Annotated in this window: 14 protein-coding genes; 5 read left to right on the plus strand and 9 right to left on the minus strand. The window is 65.5% G+C overall.

Going from position 1 to position 14,179, the window contains the following annotated elements; all coding sequences use genetic code 11:
• Positions 1-13: 13 nt before the first annotated feature.
• The 5 genes from AB0P23_RS23790 to AB0P23_RS23810 form a co-directional block, all read right to left on the minus strand.
• Positions 14-1,444 carry a nucleobase:cation symporter-2 family protein gene (locus AB0P23_RS23790; protein WP_363799597.1) on the minus strand — a complete coding sequence of 477 codons (1,431 nt, stop codon included), beginning with the start codon at positions 1,442-1,444 and terminating at the stop codon, positions 14-16.
• Between the two features lie 57 nt (positions 1,445-1,501).
• Complete coding sequence (locus AB0P23_RS23795; protein WP_032369782.1) at positions 1,502-2,008, minus strand: YbjN domain-containing protein; 507 nt, start codon at positions 2,006-2,008, stop codon at positions 1,502-1,504.
• On the minus strand, positions 2,005-3,333 hold the full coding sequence (gene mshA, locus AB0P23_RS23800) for a D-inositol-3-phosphate glycosyltransferase (protein WP_032390617.1): 1,329 nt from the start codon (positions 3,331-3,333) through the stop codon (positions 2,005-2,007). The genes AB0P23_RS23795 and mshA overlap by 4 nt, the downstream gene beginning before the upstream one ends.
• Before the next feature lie 67 nt (positions 3,334-3,400).
• On the minus strand, positions 3,401-4,249 hold the full coding sequence (locus tag AB0P23_RS23805; protein ID WP_222066637.1) for an alpha/beta hydrolase: 849 nt from the start codon (positions 4,247-4,249) through the stop codon (positions 3,401-3,403).
• Positions 4,250-4,260: 11 nt separating this feature from the next.
• Positions 4,261-5,562 (minus strand): ROK family protein, encoded by a 1,302-nt coding sequence (locus tag AB0P23_RS23810; protein WP_363799599.1) that lies wholly within the window; start codon positions 5,560-5,562, stop codon positions 4,261-4,263.
• A 336-nt stretch (positions 5,563-5,898) separates the two neighbouring features.
• Here AB0P23_RS23810 and AB0P23_RS23815 point away from each other — a divergent pair, with 336 nt between their 5' ends.
• Positions 5,899-6,654 carry an SDR family NAD(P)-dependent oxidoreductase gene (locus AB0P23_RS23815; protein WP_363799601.1) on the plus strand — a complete coding sequence of 252 codons (756 nt, stop codon included), beginning with the start codon at positions 5,899-5,901 and terminating at the stop codon, positions 6,652-6,654.
• A 59-nt stretch (positions 6,655-6,713) separates the two neighbouring features.
• Here the strand turns inward: AB0P23_RS23815 and AB0P23_RS23820 are convergent, their stop codons facing one another.
• The 3 genes from AB0P23_RS23820 to AB0P23_RS23830 form a co-directional block, all read right to left on the minus strand.
• Complete coding sequence (locus AB0P23_RS23820; RefSeq protein ID WP_363799604.1) at positions 6,714-7,952, minus strand: Ig-like domain-containing protein; 1,239 nt, start codon at positions 7,950-7,952, stop codon at positions 6,714-6,716.
• Between the two features lie 122 nt (positions 7,953-8,074).
• Positions 8,075-9,625: an MBL fold metallo-hydrolase gene (locus AB0P23_RS23825; RefSeq protein WP_032399557.1), complete on the minus strand. Its 1,551-nt coding sequence runs from the start codon at positions 9,623-9,625 to the stop codon at positions 8,075-8,077.
• 61 nt (positions 9,626-9,686) lie between these two features.
• Positions 9,687-10,703, minus strand: coding sequence for a UDP-N-acetylmuramate dehydrogenase (locus AB0P23_RS23830; protein WP_032399558.1), 1,017 nt, complete (start codon positions 10,701-10,703; stop codon positions 9,687-9,689).
• Positions 10,704-10,761: 58 nt separating this feature from the next.
• Between AB0P23_RS23830 and AB0P23_RS23835 the strand changes: the two genes are divergently transcribed.
• From AB0P23_RS23835 to AB0P23_RS23845, 3 genes are all read left to right on the plus strand, one after another.
• The gene (locus AB0P23_RS23835; protein ID WP_032386177.1) at positions 10,762-11,271 is read left to right on the plus strand and encodes a DUF2505 domain-containing protein; all 510 of its coding nucleotides are present in this window, start codon (positions 10,762-10,764) and stop codon (positions 11,269-11,271) included.
• A gap of 78 nt (positions 11,272-11,349) precedes the next feature.
• Entirely contained in the window at positions 11,350-11,853 is a 504-nt protein-coding gene (locus AB0P23_RS23840) for a DUF2505 domain-containing protein (RefSeq protein WP_032381240.1), read from the plus strand.
• Between the two features lie 77 nt (positions 11,854-11,930).
• The gene (locus AB0P23_RS23845; RefSeq protein ID WP_032369788.1) at positions 11,931-12,629 is read left to right on the plus strand and encodes a methylase; all 699 of its coding nucleotides are present in this window, start codon (positions 11,931-11,933) and stop codon (positions 12,627-12,629) included.
• 8 nt (positions 12,630-12,637) lie between these two features.
• Here AB0P23_RS23845 and AB0P23_RS23850 read toward each other — a convergent pair whose 3' ends face one another.
• Positions 12,638-13,225 carry a type IV toxin-antitoxin system AbiEi family antitoxin gene (locus AB0P23_RS23850; protein WP_032365186.1) on the minus strand — a complete coding sequence of 196 codons (588 nt, stop codon included), beginning with the start codon at positions 13,223-13,225 and terminating at the stop codon, positions 12,638-12,640.
• A 110-nt stretch (positions 13,226-13,335) separates the two neighbouring features.
• On the opposite strand from AB0P23_RS23850, the gene AB0P23_RS23855 reads away from it, so the two are divergent.
• On the plus strand, positions 13,336-14,082 hold the full coding sequence (locus AB0P23_RS23855) for a DUF2993 domain-containing protein (RefSeq protein WP_027498387.1): 747 nt from the start codon (positions 13,336-13,338) through the stop codon (positions 14,080-14,082).
• Positions 14,083-14,179 lie beyond the last annotated feature (97 nt).

Here is a 14,179-nt window from a genome sequence, read left to right on the forward strand (position 1 = left end):
CGCAGGATTTCACTCAGGTATCGGTTTCGGGCGCGACCTTGCCGGGCAAGGTTCCGCCTTTGCCGAGTACCCGTGCTTCGTCCTCGCGCACCATCACTGCCGGGCCCGCGGCGACCACCGATGGATTCGACGGCGTACCGGGCTTGAATACGTTGAAGAATACGTTGAGCACCACTGCGACAATGCTTGCGGCACTGATTCCGGAATGGAACACCGTGACGAACCAGTTCGGGAACTCGTCCCAGAAGTCGCCGGCAACAACAGGAATGAGACCGAAAGCCAAGGTCACCGCCACGATGACGACGTTGGCGTTGTTGTCGTAGTTCACCTTGCCGAGGGTGCGGATTCCACTGGCGGCGACGGTTCCGAACAGGGCGATTCCGGCACCGCCGAGCACGGGCAGCGGAACCACGCCGACCACCGCCGCGAGAACCGGCGAAAGACCCAGCAGCGCAAGCACGCCGCCGCCCAGGGCGACGACGAAGCGGCTCTTGATGCCGGTCATCGCAACCAGTCCCACGTTCTGTGCGAACGCCGTGGCCGGGAACGTGTTGAAGATGGGGGCGACGGCCGAGGAGACCATGTCTGCGCGCAAACCGTCGCCGACACGTCGGGAGTCGACGTCGGTTCCGACGACCTCCCCGACGGCCAGGATGTCGGCCGTGGTCTCGACCATCACCACCAGGATCACGATCGTCATCGACACGATCGCGCCGACGGCGAAGATCGGCGAGCCGAAGGCGAACGGGGTGGGCACCGCGACCACCGCGGCGTCCCCGACGCCGCCGAAGTCCGTCTTGCCCACGATCAGTGCTGCGATCGTCCCGACGACGAGTCCGAGCAGGATGGACAGGCGCGAGAGCACCTTGATCTTGGTCATCACCAGCACCGCGAGCAGGGTGAACATCGCCAGTCCGATGTTGCCGGGGTCCAGGTACTCGGGGTTCGGCGCACCGCCCACCATCTCCTGGCCGGTGATCCAGCGTGCGGCCACCGGCATCAGCGACAGCCCGATGACGGTGATGATGCTTCCGGTCACCAGGGGTGGGAAGAAGCGGACGATCTTCGAGAAGAACGGGGCGATGGCCAAACCGATCAGCGCGGCCACCAGGACGGCCCCGAGGACCGTGCGGAGCCCGGTTCTACCGTCCTCGGCGCTGCCGATGATGGTCAGCACCGTCGACACCGATGCAAACGAGATGCCTTGCACCAGCGGCAGTTGCGAGCCGAAGAAGGGCACTCCGACGGTCTGCAGCACGGTCGCGACGCCACTGACGAACAGCGCGCACGAGATGAGCAGCGCTTGATCGGCCCCGGACAGGCCGGCTGCTCCGCCCACGATGATCGGGACGGCGATGACACCGCCGAACATGGACAGAATGTGCTGCATGCCGTAGCCGAACATCTGCAGCAGCGGCGGGCGAGTGTCCTCGGGCCTGGTCATGACCTCAGGCTAGGAACCGGACGTTACCGAGGGCAATACCCAGCCGTTTCCGGCGAGTTACGGATGTTCCGGCTCGTCGCTGCTGCCACTGGCCACCAGGTGCTCGAACGCCTTCAGATTCGCGAGCGATTCACCGCGTGACACGCGCCAGGCCCATTCGCGCTTGATCGACTCCGCGAATCCCAGCTCGAGCAGCACGTTGAAATCGCCGTCGGCCGCCTCGAGGGTCTGACCGAAGATCCGATCGAGTTCGTCACCGTCGACGGCGCGCAACGACATTCGGCCCACCAGGTAGATGTCGCCGACCTTGTCGATCGTGTAATGCACTCCGTACAGCCGACGGTTGCGACGCAGCAGGTATTTGTAGACGCCCTCGAAGTTCTCGTCGGGCTTGCGGCAGACGAATGCCTCGATGCGCACCCCGTGGTGTCCGACGGTCACCATCGTCGTCGTCTTCAGTTTGCGTTCCCCGGGCAGTTCGACGGTGAACACCTCGCCGCGCCGCGTGTAATCCAGTTCGCGATCCTTCAGGACCCGGTCGATCAGTTCGGCGGTTTCGCTCATGCAGTCACTGCTCCCGATCTGCGCAATTTCGACAATCCTCGGACTCGTCGCGGCGAGAATTCACTCGGTGCCTCGCCTCGATCGAAGTGGAATCGGGCCTGCCGGTAGCTCTCGATCAGGCCGTCCGCGGTGTGTTCCCACGAGAAGTTTCGCGCATGGAGCGGTGCGGCAATTGCCATCTCGGACAACGCCGCTCGATCGACGAGCATCGACGCCAACGCGTCGGCCCAGTCCGCGATGCGGTGTCCCTGCACCAGTCGCCCGGTTTCACCGGATCGCACCGCGACACCGAGCCCGCCGACATCTGCTGCGAGAACCGGTGTTCCACAGGCCTGGGCTTCGATCGCCACCAGACCGAACGATTCGTTGTAGCTCGGCACCGCCACGAGGTCGGCGGCTCGGTACACCTGCGCCAGGCGAGCGGACGGCTGCGGCGGCATGAACGTCACGTGCGGGGTGATCCCGAGCGTATCGGCCAGATCGATCAGACTGTCGGGTCGGTCCAACCCGCTGCCGGACGGCCCGCCGACGATCAGGATCCGCAGCGGCATGCTCGGATGTCGTTGCAGCACTTCGGCAGCCGCTGCGACCAGAACGTCGGGGGCCTTGAGAGGTTGGATCCGCCCGACGAACGCGACGACGGCCTCGTCCTGCGAGAGTCCGAGCGCGGCACGTGCGGCCCGCTTGTCTCCCGGGTTGTATTGCGCCAGATCGGCTCCCGGGGCAACCACGTCGATCGACTCCTGCCGAGCCCCGTAGATCTCGACGAGCGATTTCGCTTCCTCGGTGGTGTTGGCGATCAATCGATCGGCCTCGGCGACCACCTGCTGCTCACCGATCTGACGGGCCGCGGGCTCGGGTGCATCGCCCTGAGCCAGGGACGCGTTCTTGACGGCGGCGAGGGTGTGCGCCGTGTGCACCAACGGCACTCCCCAGCGATCACGCGCCAACCACCCCACCTGACCCGACAGCCAGTAGTGCGAATGAACCAGGTCGTAGTAGCCGGGCTCGTGCCGAGCTTCCTCGCGGAGCACCCCGGCCGCGAAAGCACACAGTTGAGTGGGCAGGTCGTGTTTGTCCAGACCCTCGAACGGCCCCGCGACGATGTTGCGTACCAGCACCCCGGGAGCGGCCTCGACGACCGGCGCGTCGCTCGACGACGTCGCGCGGGTGAATATCTCGACCTCGACGCCGCGTTCGGCCAACTGCTTGGCGCTCTGCAGTACGTAGACGTTCATTCCCCCGGCATCGCCCGTTCCGGGCTGCGCCAGCGGGGAGGTATGCAAGGACAACACAGCGACCCTGTTCAGCCGGCGTCCAGTCACTTCTTCAGCGTGCACGGCTCCACATTACGTCGCCACGTCTGCCGCTTCGCACGGCCTGCGCTTTTGCTCACCCGTCCAGACCGTCGACGAATTCGCTCACCTCGCCGAGGAAGCGCTCGGGATCGGCGACGAACGGGCCGTGGTCGACGCCGTCCCAGTACGACGCGCCGGCTCCGGGAATGAGGTCCGCGGCGTGCCGACCGGCCGAGACATCGACGACGGTGTCGTCGGTTCCGTGCAGCACGAAGGCGGGGACATCGAGGTTGCGTAGCAGCTCGTCGTGGCCGACGGCGCGATCGAACAACGCGGCGCGAACCCGCGGCCGGGTGGACAGGGTCAACCCGAACAGGGCCTGCGCTTCGGTGCCTTTTCCTTCCACAGGACCCGTCAACGCGTTGCCGAAACTACCCAGTGCCTTGATCGCGATACGCGGTTCTTCCGCCATCGCCCCGGGGATCGCCGCCCGCATGGCCGTGCCCACCCGTCCGCCTGCCTCGCCTCTGCCGATACTCGTGATCGCGCCCACGAGCACGATGCCCGCGATCGCGTCCGAGCCGTGAGTCGCGAGATAATCGCAGATCACCAGCCCGCCGTACGACCACCCCAGCAGCACTGCGCCCGCCGTGATGTTCTCGGCGTCCAGCACCGCGGCCACGTCCCCGGCCCAGATCTTCGAGTCGTCGTATCCGGCCTCGGGGGCATCGGAGTAACCGTGGCCACGCAGGTCGACGGCGACGACGCGGTAGCGCGACGAAAGATCGGCCAGCAGCCCGTCGCCCCAACACGACGAACTCTGCGCCCACCCGTGCAGCAGAACCAGGGGTCTCGCCGCCGGGTCACCGGTGACGCGATAGACGATGTTCGTTCCGTCGATGCCGGTGGCCTGCCGAACCGGTCCTGCTGCAGGGGTGCTCATGTGGGGTCAACTTACGCGGCTGCTCGGCGCATCGAGGCCAGTGGATCCGAGTACAGGGAACTGAGCGAGACCACCGTTGCGGCGAATTCCTGCACCCTGTCGCCGAATCCGGTGACCCGAATGTCCCTGCGCGGCAATGTCGAATTGGCGGCGAAGGCCTCCCCCACGTGCGGAATCCCGGCGGGGTACGCCGTGAACGCCTGGCCACCGAGTACCACTCGATCCGGATTGAACATGTCGCGTAACAGGGCGACCGTCCGACCCAACGTGACGGCCCGTTCGACGAGCAAGTCCCTGGCCGCCTCCGAGCCGTCGGTCGCGGCTCGGTACACGGCGGAGATAGTCGGCCGGGCTCCGCGGGCTACGCTCGCGAAAATTTTGCGGTCGATCGCCGCGGTCACGATCGCGCGATCGCTGACGGCCGCTTCGAGGCAGCCCCGGTTGCCGCAGCTGCACAGCACCGACGAGCCGGTGGGCAGGTGAGCGATCGACCCGGGTCCGCTGGACGGAGTGTGCACGCGGCCGTCGATCGTCAGCGCCATACCTGCGCTTTCGCGTGCATAGAAGTAGAGCGAGGTGCCGGTGGTGCTCGGCGGAGCAGCGGCGTCCGATACGCGGGGCGCGAGCAGAAGTTCCGACGCCGCCATCGCTTCGACGTGGCCGGAAACAGAGATCGGTAGCCCCAACCCACCGCCGATGACACCCGCCACCTGGGCGTTCTCCCAGCCCAGACGCGGATGATCGACGGTGCCGGTCGTCGTGTCGACACGGCCGCCGAGGGCAACCCCCACCCACAGTGGGGTGCGCCGATGCCATCTGCCGGCGAAGGCCCCGGCGCTGCGGGTGATCGAAGCGAGCGCCGCATCGGCGGACCCGCTCGGCGTGGGAATCTCCACAGCCCCCAGGATCTTTCCGCGCGGATCGCTGACGATGATCCCGGTGACGACGGCACCGATATGGATCCCGATGGTCGAGAACGGCTCGTGATTGACCTCGAACGGCACGCGGGGTCGTCCGATCGCACCGGCGGCCGTGAGGTCCGCGCGCTCGCGCAGCAATCCGACGCCGAGCAGAGCAGACACCTGACGATTGACCGTGGCAATGCTCAAACCCGTTGTGCGGGCGGCACTGTCACGCGAGATCGGGCCCTCGACGCATGCTACCCGCAGTACCGACGCCGCGGGACTGTCGGCAATCCGAAGATCGGGCGCGACGAGCTGAACCCGCGATCGCAGCGGGGCGTGGGAGGTGGACCGCGCCGGCGAGCGCAGCGCGGTGGGGCGAGAGTGGTGGTGCAGCGTGGATACGGACATCCGTCGTGTTCCTCAGCAGTGGAAAACTCTCGTCTCGTGAAAAGCAACGTCGACGAAAGAGCGAAGTGGTGCAGGTCAAGGGGTGAGGCAGACCGGGGAGGTCCACGTCACGCGAATCGACTGCCCGTAGCGCGAGAAGGCTAGAGACAGGTTCCTTGGCCGAGACAACACAATTCCCGAGGAAGCGGGAGGCGAGACCCGAGGGACGCGGTCACATAGGTGACCCGCATCGCGGTGGTCTCGCTGGCGGACATGAAACCAAAATTAGCACTCGAAGCCCGATTGTCCAATCGGGCCCGTCCGGATGCGCTGTTTCTCCCGAACTAGAATTTCTCCATGACCTCGCCCGAACACTTCGCACCCGATACCCGCATCGCCGTCGTCACCGGAGCGAGTTCCGGCATCGGCGCGGCCGCTGCGCGCCAACTCGCCGCCGACGGATTCCACGTCGTCATCGGCGCACGCAGGCTCGACCGACTCGAAGAACTGGCCTCGGAGATCGGCGGCACCGCCCTGGAACTCGATGTGACGGACGAGGATTCGGTGGCCGCCTTCACCGCCGTCATCCCCCGCGTCGACGTCCTGATCAACAATGCCGGTGGCGCAAAGGGATTGGCCCCGGTGATCGACGCCGACCTCGACGACTGGCGCTGGATGTGGGAGACCAACGTTCTCGGCACACTGCGCGTCACGAAAGCGTTGCTGCCCAAGCTGATCGATTCCGGCGACGGCCTGATCGTCACCATCACCTCCGTCGCGGCATTCGAGGCGTACGACAACGGCTCGGGTTACACCTCCGCCAAACATGCTCAGGCCGTACTGCATCGGACGCTGCGCGGCGAGCTGCTCGGCAAACCGGTGCGGTTGACCGAGGTTGCACCGGGTGCCGTGGAAACCGAATTCTCACTCGTCCGCTTCGACGGTGACGCGGCCAAGGCCGACGCGGTCTACCAGGGCATCACGCCGTTGGTCGCAAGCGACATCGCCGAGGTGATCGGCTTCGTCGCCTCCCGCCCGTCGCACGTCAATCTCGATCAGATCATCATCAAGCCACGCGATCAGGCCGGTCCGGGGCGCTTCTCCCGTAAGTAACCCATGTGAGTGGAACTTCGTAGTGGGCTACGAGGTTCCACTCACATGCGCGCAGCGCTCTACCCCGCGGGCGCAGGTGCCGTTGTCGTCGCGGGTGCCGTTGTCGCAGGCGTCGTCGTCGCTGGCGCCCCGCCGGCAGGGAGCGCCGACATCGACTCCCACGTCGGCCAGTCGATGGCCCAGTCGTACAGGTCACCGTCCGCTGCGGAGAGGTCGATGCGGGTGCCGGTGACCTCCACCGGATCGCCGTACATCGCCGTGCCGAAGTACTGCTGCGCGTCCTCCGTCGAGAGGTTGATACATCCGTTCGTGACGTTCGATGCGCCCTGCACGCCGGTGGTCAGCGGGTTGGCGTGAATGAACTCGCCATTGTTGGAGATGCGCACCGCCCAGCGTTCGCGCACGTTCTCGTAGAACGGCGGGTTCGACATCAGGAAGTCCTCGTGCTTCTCGGTGACGACGTGGATGCCGCTGCGGGTGACGTTGCGATCCTCGTTGCCCTCGCCGTAGCTGACGGGAATGTCCATGATCGTCGCGCCGTCACGCACCACCTGCATGCGGTGGCTGGTGGCGTCGGCGACGACGACCTGGCTGCGTCCGATGCTGAAGTTGAGGGTGACGTCGTCGGCCCCGTAGGCACCGTCGCCGTAGTTCACGCCGTAGAGCTTGGCGTTCACCGAGACCGTCGTGCCGGGCGTCCAGTAGTTGGTGGGACGCCAGTGGATGCGCGAGCCGTTGTCGTCGGGGAACCACGCCCAGGCACCGGGCGTCGGCGGGTTGGTGGTGACGGTCAGCGCCTTCTCGACGGCTGCCTTGTCCTCGATCGCCGAGTCGAACTGCAGGATGATCGTCGCTGCGATGCCGACTTCCTGGCCGTCGCCGATGTTGGTGCTCACCGAGGTGCGGCTGTCCGGTTCGACGGTGGTGAAGCTGCCCTCGATCGGCACGGTCTTGTTGTCCGCGCCGACGGCGGAACCGGACCACGTGTATTTCACCCCGTACCCGAGTGGCTCGGTGACGGCGTAGGACGCCTTGTCGGGTGCCAGCGCACCCTGAACGATCTTGCCGTCCGGGTTCGTCAACTCGACCTGGGTGAGCGTTCCGTTCGTCACCGACACCGAGATCGGTGCCACCGGGCTGACGTCGGTGGCACCTTCGGCCGGGTTCTGCGTGATCTGCGCGACGGGCGCTGCCTCGGTCGTCGGTGCCGAAGCACCGGGGCTCTTGTCGCCCGATCCGACGGTGCAGCCGGCTACTAACGCAACCAGTGCGACGAGCACGGTGACCAACCACACCATGCGCGTCCGTTTTGTCTGTTCTACCTGCTCATGCACGTTGTCCAACGTACCTGCGTCTGCGAACTACCCCACATTTCCCACTGTTTTTGGGGGCAGTCTCACAGCGAACCGTCGACGACGAGTCAGAGCTTCTGCGAGCGCAGCTCGTGTCCCTTCGACGTCAGGCAGCGGCCCGAGTCCAGGTTCCAGTCCCAGCCGTGCAGGTTGCAGGTGAGCTTGTTGCCCTCGACGATGCCGAACTTCGTCAGGTCCGCCTTCAGGTGCGGGCAGCGACGTTGAATTTCGTAGCCGCCCATCGTGATGGTGGCGGTGTCGTCGTGCGCCTCGGAGAACCAACCGTCCGCGTAGGCGATGCGTTCGTCCGTGAGGCACTTGAAGAACGTGTAGAGGAACTCGTTGTACCCGCCGACGCGTCGGGCCCGGAACCGGGTGGACAGGAAGATCGAGTTGACCCAGTCCGGCTCCTGATCACGCACTGCGGTGCGTACGAGTTCCGGCGGGATCGTGAAGCTGTATCGGAACTTCTCGTTCGAGATAGGCTCTCGGACAATCCTTTTCGGGAAGTCCAGCACAACCGTCTCGTCACCCATCGTGATGCCGACGGGGTAGCCGATGCCATCACAGATCAGATCCGTCTGCGCCATGATCGGCTCGAACAGTCCGCGCAGCGGCTCGAGCAGCGGCTCGCCCTCGGCCGGTGCCCAGCCTGCCTTCTCGGCTGCGATGACCGACGCCTGACGCTGGGCGTAGGCCTCGATGTAGTCGGCTTTGCCGGTGGTGAAGATGGCTTCGGCGTCGGCCGTGGGGATGGGATGCTCGTGGGACTTCAGATCCGAACCCTCGAACGTGGCCGTCGTGCCCGGAATCATCAGCAGACCCTTGTCGTGACCGTGCAGGCGCATCTGCTCGAGAAACACCATCTGGTCCGGGAACACGTTGGCCGGGTCGCCGTAGACGTCGTTGAGCGAGCGCAGTTCGTCGTCGAGGAAACACGGCGGGCCCGCCGACGGAATGACCCACGTGGAGCCGACCTGCTCGATGTACTGACGCGCACGATCCATCTGTCGCTGACGCTTCTGGATACCGAAGTTTCGCTTCGCACGCGAGACCATGTCGTAGACCATCGGGTACCAGATCGCGCCCGAATACTGCAGCATGTGGACGTCGACGGGACCGAACTGCTCGGTCATCATGTCCAGGTCCACCGGCCGCGCGTCGTTCATGTTGAACGCGACGGTCTTCCCGTCGGACACCACCAGGCCGGAGTCGCCGATCGGGCCGTCGGCAGGCGCGCGAAGCGCGATGATCATGATGTCGAGATCGCCCTTGGGCCCGGTCAGCGTGTGCTTGACCGAGTCGGTGGTCTCGTAGAACTTGTGGAAGCCGAGCTTCTCCAGCTCGTGCTTGAGATCGAGCACCGGGTAGTCCGGCAGCAACACCGTCGCGTCCTTGTTGACGTGTTCGGCCAGGTTCTTCGGATCGAAGTGGTCCTTGTGCAGGTGCGAGACGTAGAGGTAATCGCAATCACCCAACTCGTCCCAGTCCAGGCCCGAGTTGTCGGGGAAAGGGAACCACGACGCGTAGAAGGACGGGTTCACCCACGGATCGCACAGGATGCTCCCCGCCTCGGTCCGAATATGGAATCCCGCGTGCCCCACGCTGGTGACCTGCACTGACTTACCTCCTACGAGCCGAACTCTCGAATCTCCATCGTATGCGCCGTTTCGAGCGTCCCTAACCCAGAGCGCAGTTGACGAGGTCACACTCGGGGGTCAGCGTGACCCCGAACTTCTCTCGCACACCGTCTCGGACGTGCGCGGCAAGAGCCATGATGTCCGACGCGGTGGCCCCACCCCGGTTGGTGATCGCGAGTACATGTTTGGTCGACAGGGCCGCGGTACCGCGGCCGAACTCGGTGCCGTAGCCCCGCGGGAATCCCGAGTTTTGAATGAGCCAGGCGGCCGGAATCTTCGTGCCGGCCGGGTCGGGAAAGCTCGGCGCGTGGGTTGCCTGCTCCGGCACCTCCGGCAACACCGGGTTGAGGAAGAAGGACCCCACGCTCCACGTGTCGTGATCGGCCGCGTCGAGCACCATCCCACGCTCACCGCGCAGCGCGAGCACTGCTGCGCGGACGTCGGGCACCGGAACGACGTCGCCGATCTGCACATCGAGCCGCTCGGACAACGCCGCGTAGCGCACCGGCAGCGATTCGGTGGTCTTCTTCAGCGCGAACGTCACGTCCAGAATCACGTAGCGCGACGATCGCTTGAACACCGACGACCGATGTGTTCCGAATCCGCACTGCTCCGGCGTCCACACTGCCGTCTCTTGCGTCTGCCGGTCGTAGACGGTGAGGCTGTGCAGCAATTCCGACGTCGACGCACCGTAGGCCCCGACGTTCTGAATCGGCGTCGCGCCGGTGGTGCCCGGGATCCCCGACAGCGCTTCCATACCGGACAGCCCGGCATCGATAGTCGCCTGTACGACGGCATCCCACTCGACACCGGCGTCGACGGTCACCCGCTCGCCGTCGATCTCCAACCGCGAGCCGGTCACCCGAACCACCCGGCCGTCGAACCCGTCGTCGCCGACGACCAGGTTGGATCCGCCGCCGATGACCAGCACATCCGTCCCTGCACGGTCCGCGTCACGCACCAGGGAGACCAACTCGTCAGCGTTCGTCGCGACGGTGAATTCACGGGCTGGGCCGCCCACCCGGATGGTGGTGAGTTCGGAAATTGCAGTAGGCACGGACTCTCACGCTACCGGTCGCGCACGAACGTCCTCAGTCACCCGGTAACCTGCGGGGATGCCTCGCCCTATTGAGCACAGCTCGACTGTGCCCGCCTCCGCCGACAAGGTCCACGCAGCGCTGACGTCCGAGCAGTACTGGAAGGACCGCATCGAGCAGATCGGCGGCCCCGGTGCCAGCTTGAAGAGCGTCACCGTCGGAGACGGCACCATCGACGTCGTCATGACCCAGTCGGTCCCCGAGGAAGAGCTGCCGTCCGCGGTCACCGCCTTCAAGAAGGGCGACCTCATCATCGAACGCACCGAGAGCTGGGGACAGTTCGACGGCACCCACGCCGCGGGCACCTTCGGAGCCACCGTCGAAGGAGCACCCGCGCGCATCACCGGCACCACCACCCTCGACGGCAAGGGCGAGACGACCACCGTCGCTCTGGCCGGCACCACCGAGGTCAAGGTCCCCATCTTCGGCGGGAAGATCGAAGCGATGATCAGCGAGCAGGTTCTCTCGCTCATCGACAACGAGCAGGACTTCACCGGTAACTGGATCGCCGCGCAAGCAAGCAGCTGAGCCTGGTCGTTCCGCAGGCTCCACTCCTGGGTAACCTGGTCGCTCCGCAGGCTCCGCTCCTGGGTAACCTGGCGCACTATGGCTCGCCGAATGAACTACTCCGCCCGGTTCACCCACTCGACGCAGCAGGTCTATGCAGCGCTGTCCAGTCGCGAGCACTGGGACGCGCGCATCGAGGAGATGCGTAAGTATTCGGAGAACGAGCTGAAGAGCTTCGAGGTGTCCGACGCCGGAATCGACATCGTGATGCACCACGTCATCCCCCGTACCGAACTGCCCGACATCGCACAGACGGTGATGAAGAAAGACATGGTCATCACCCGCAACGTGCATTTCGACGCGTACGGGGAAACCACTGCGGGGCACTACGACGCGTCGATTCCGGCCGGACCCGGCTCACTGAAGGGCACCACGTCACTGTTCCCCACCAACGGTGGCTCGACGCTGCGCACGTCCTCCGAGGCCAAGGTGTTCCTGCCGTTCATCGGCGGCAAACTCGAGCAACTGATGCTCGTCAACCTCATCGACCTGTGGCGCGGCGAGGGCGAAGTGACCGCCGACTGGCTCGAGAAGAACGCCTAGCCCTGAACAAGCCTGAGGGTGTCATCACCCGCGGCACCACCGGCATCAATCGGTTGCGTCGCAGCGACCGGTGGTTGATGCACGATCCCGATGTCCGACGCGTCCTGCGCGAATCACCGGACCCCCTCGTCGTCGACCTCGGGTACGGGGCGATGCCGAACACGACTCTCGAACTCGCGGGCCGACTTCGCACCGTCAGGCCCGATCTCCGAGTCACCGGTCTGGAAATCGATCCCGCGCGGGTGGTCGAAGGAAGCGGCGGCGTCGAATTCGCCCGTGGCGGCTTCGAGTTGGCCGGACTGCGACCGAATCTGGTGCGGGCCTTCAACGTGCTGCGGCAATATCCCGAGGACGCGGTTCCCGGTGCCTGGCACCGCATTCTGTCGGGCCTGGCACCCGGCGGCCTGTTGGTCGACGGCACCTGCGACGAACTCGGTCGACGCTGCGCGTGGGTGCTGCTCGACGCCGATGGGCCACGATCTCTGACTCTGGCCTGGGACCCGTTCGATGTCGAGATGCCGTCGGACATCGCGGAGCGGCTTCCGAAAGTGTTGATACACCGCAACATCGAGGGCGAGCTGATCCACGATGTGCTGCGCCGCGCCGACCGCGCGTGGTCGGTCTCGGCACCACTGGCCCCGTTCGGCCCCCGGTTGCGTTGGCGGGCGGCATTGAAAGTGCTTGCAGAGCAAGGACTCCCGGTCGCACTCCCCCGCCGCCGCATGCGAGACAACGTGCTCACAGTACCCTGGTCGACGGTCGCCCCGGCACCGTGAATCTGGCGCTACGTACAGGCGGACAGCGCCAGTTCGACGCGTTCGGCCACTCGATCGGTGCTGCTGCCGGCCTCGGAGTACAGCGCCTGCGGGTCGACGCGACCGATAGCCACGGCGTCGCCCACCACCTCGTCGAGGGTGATCTGCGAGATGCCACCTGCGGCGAGGTCGAGGACCGTGCGTACGGGAGTGGTGATGTTGAACGTGCCGGCCGATTCGACGTCACGCGGCTCGAGCCGCAGTCGATGCACTGCCAGGCGAGTGTCGGTGAGTCGTAGGTCTCCGAACGCGCAGAGATGTACGAACTGCGGGTGCAGGTGTCCGAAACCGTGCAATTCGGCGGCGCTCTGGTGTGAGATCACTGCCTCGCCGCCGAACCACGCGCACCACATAGCGAACACTTCGAGTTCGCTGTGCGGCCACTGCCCGAGCCGAAACAGGTTGCGCTCGACGCGAGTCCACGTGGCCGTCGCCAGGTTGACGCGCACCATCGCAGAGTCGAAGCCGAGTTCACCGGCCTGTTCGGCGGTGAAGTAGCCGTCCTGCCGGGTAGCGAGCGAGTGCAGCTCCTGCACACTCGGTCCTATCGTGCTCATGCAGCAAGAGTACGTCAGAATGTGTTACACATCACAAACTTTCGAATCGAATCCCCGGACTCGGCGAGTTTCACAGAGCTTGCTCAGAAACTTCGGGAAGACTGCCGGGAATGACATCCTCAGCCAGGCGCAGCACAGTACCGCTGATCGCAGTCTCCGTTGTTGTCGTCCTCCTCGTCGCCGTCATCGGCGGAGAACTGTTCGTTCGGCAGCAGATCAAATCCTGCCTCGCCGGCCAGCTCGAGTCCGAGCTGGGCAGCCAGGTGGAGGTGGGTCTCGGCTTCAAGCCGGTCTTGCTGTCCTTGGTCGACAAGAAGGTCTCGTCGGTGACCGTCGACAGCGACGATGCTCGATTCGGCCCGGCCGAGGGCATGGTCGTGCACGCCGAGGCGAACGATCTGAACCTGACCCAAAGCGCCGACTCGGGCGGCACCATCGGTAGCTCGAGTGCCGACATCTCGTGGTCGACCGACGGCATCACCCGCACCCTGCAGAGCCAGGGCATCGGTGCCATCGTCTCCGGGGTCACGTCCGACGCGTCGGCGGGCACCCTGGAGTTCGCCGTCGGCGCGCTTGCGAAGCTGACCGTCAAGCCGCAGGTCACGGGCGGCAAGGTCGACGTCCAAACCGTCGACGCATCGATTCTGGGCCTGGGAATCCCCACCGATCTGGTCGATTCCGTCGTCGGCGTGCTCACCGACAGCCTGCAGGCGTACCCGCTGGACATGGCTCCGACGTCGCTGACCGTCACCGACTCCGGCATCGAACTCGCCCTCGAAGGCGGCCAGTACACCATCCCGGCCACCCAGCAGAACCAGAATCAGCAGACGCCCGAGGGTTGCTCCCTGGTTGCGTAAACCATGTGATGCTCCTATGAGTGTCAAGTGGCAGTTTTCTGGGTGAGATGTTGGAACATTTCGCGGGCGACGGCTCGCTTGAGGCAGCGGATGATGT

This window comes from Rhodococcus sp. NPDC077669 (assembly GCF_040686915.1).
Taxonomy (GTDB): domain Bacteria; phylum Actinomycetota; class Actinomycetes; order Mycobacteriales; family Mycobacteriaceae; genus Rhodococcoides; species Rhodococcoides fascians.

Coding starts and splice junctions, on each gene's coding strand:
- AB0P23_RS23790 (WP_363799597.1), bottom strand. CDS start 1,444: ATGACCAGGCCCGAGGACACTCGCCCGCCGCTGCTGCAGATGTTCGGC.
- AB0P23_RS23795 (WP_032369782.1), bottom strand. CDS start 2,008: ATGAGCGAAACCGCCGAACTGATCGACCGGGTCCTGAAGGATCGCGAA.
- AB0P23_RS23805 (WP_222066637.1), bottom strand. CDS start 4,249: ATGAGCACCCCTGCAGCAGGACCGGTTCGGCAGGCCACCGGCATCGAC.
- AB0P23_RS23810 (WP_363799599.1), bottom strand. CDS start 5,562: ATGTCCGTATCCACGCTGCACCACCACTCTCGCCCCACCGCGCTGCGC.
- AB0P23_RS23815 (WP_363799601.1), top strand. CDS start 5,899: ATGACCTCGCCCGAACACTTCGCACCCGATACCCGCATCGCCGTCGTC.
- AB0P23_RS23820 (WP_363799604.1), bottom strand. CDS start 7,952: ATGGTGTGGTTGGTCACCGTGCTCGTCGCACTGGTTGCGTTAGTAGCC.
- AB0P23_RS23835 (WP_032386177.1), top strand. CDS start 10,762: ATGCCTCGCCCTATTGAGCACAGCTCGACTGTGCCCGCCTCCGCCGAC.
- AB0P23_RS23840 (WP_032381240.1), top strand. CDS start 11,350: ATGGCTCGCCGAATGAACTACTCCGCCCGGTTCACCCACTCGACGCAG.
- AB0P23_RS23845 (WP_032369788.1), top strand. CDS start 11,931: ATGCACGATCCCGATGTCCGACGCGTCCTGCGCGAATCACCGGACCCC.
- AB0P23_RS23850 (WP_032365186.1), bottom strand. CDS start 13,225: ATGAGCACGATAGGACCGAGTGTGCAGGAGCTGCACTCGCTCGCTACC.
- AB0P23_RS23855 (WP_027498387.1), top strand. CDS start 13,336: ATGACATCCTCAGCCAGGCGCAGCACAGTACCGCTGATCGCAGTCTCC.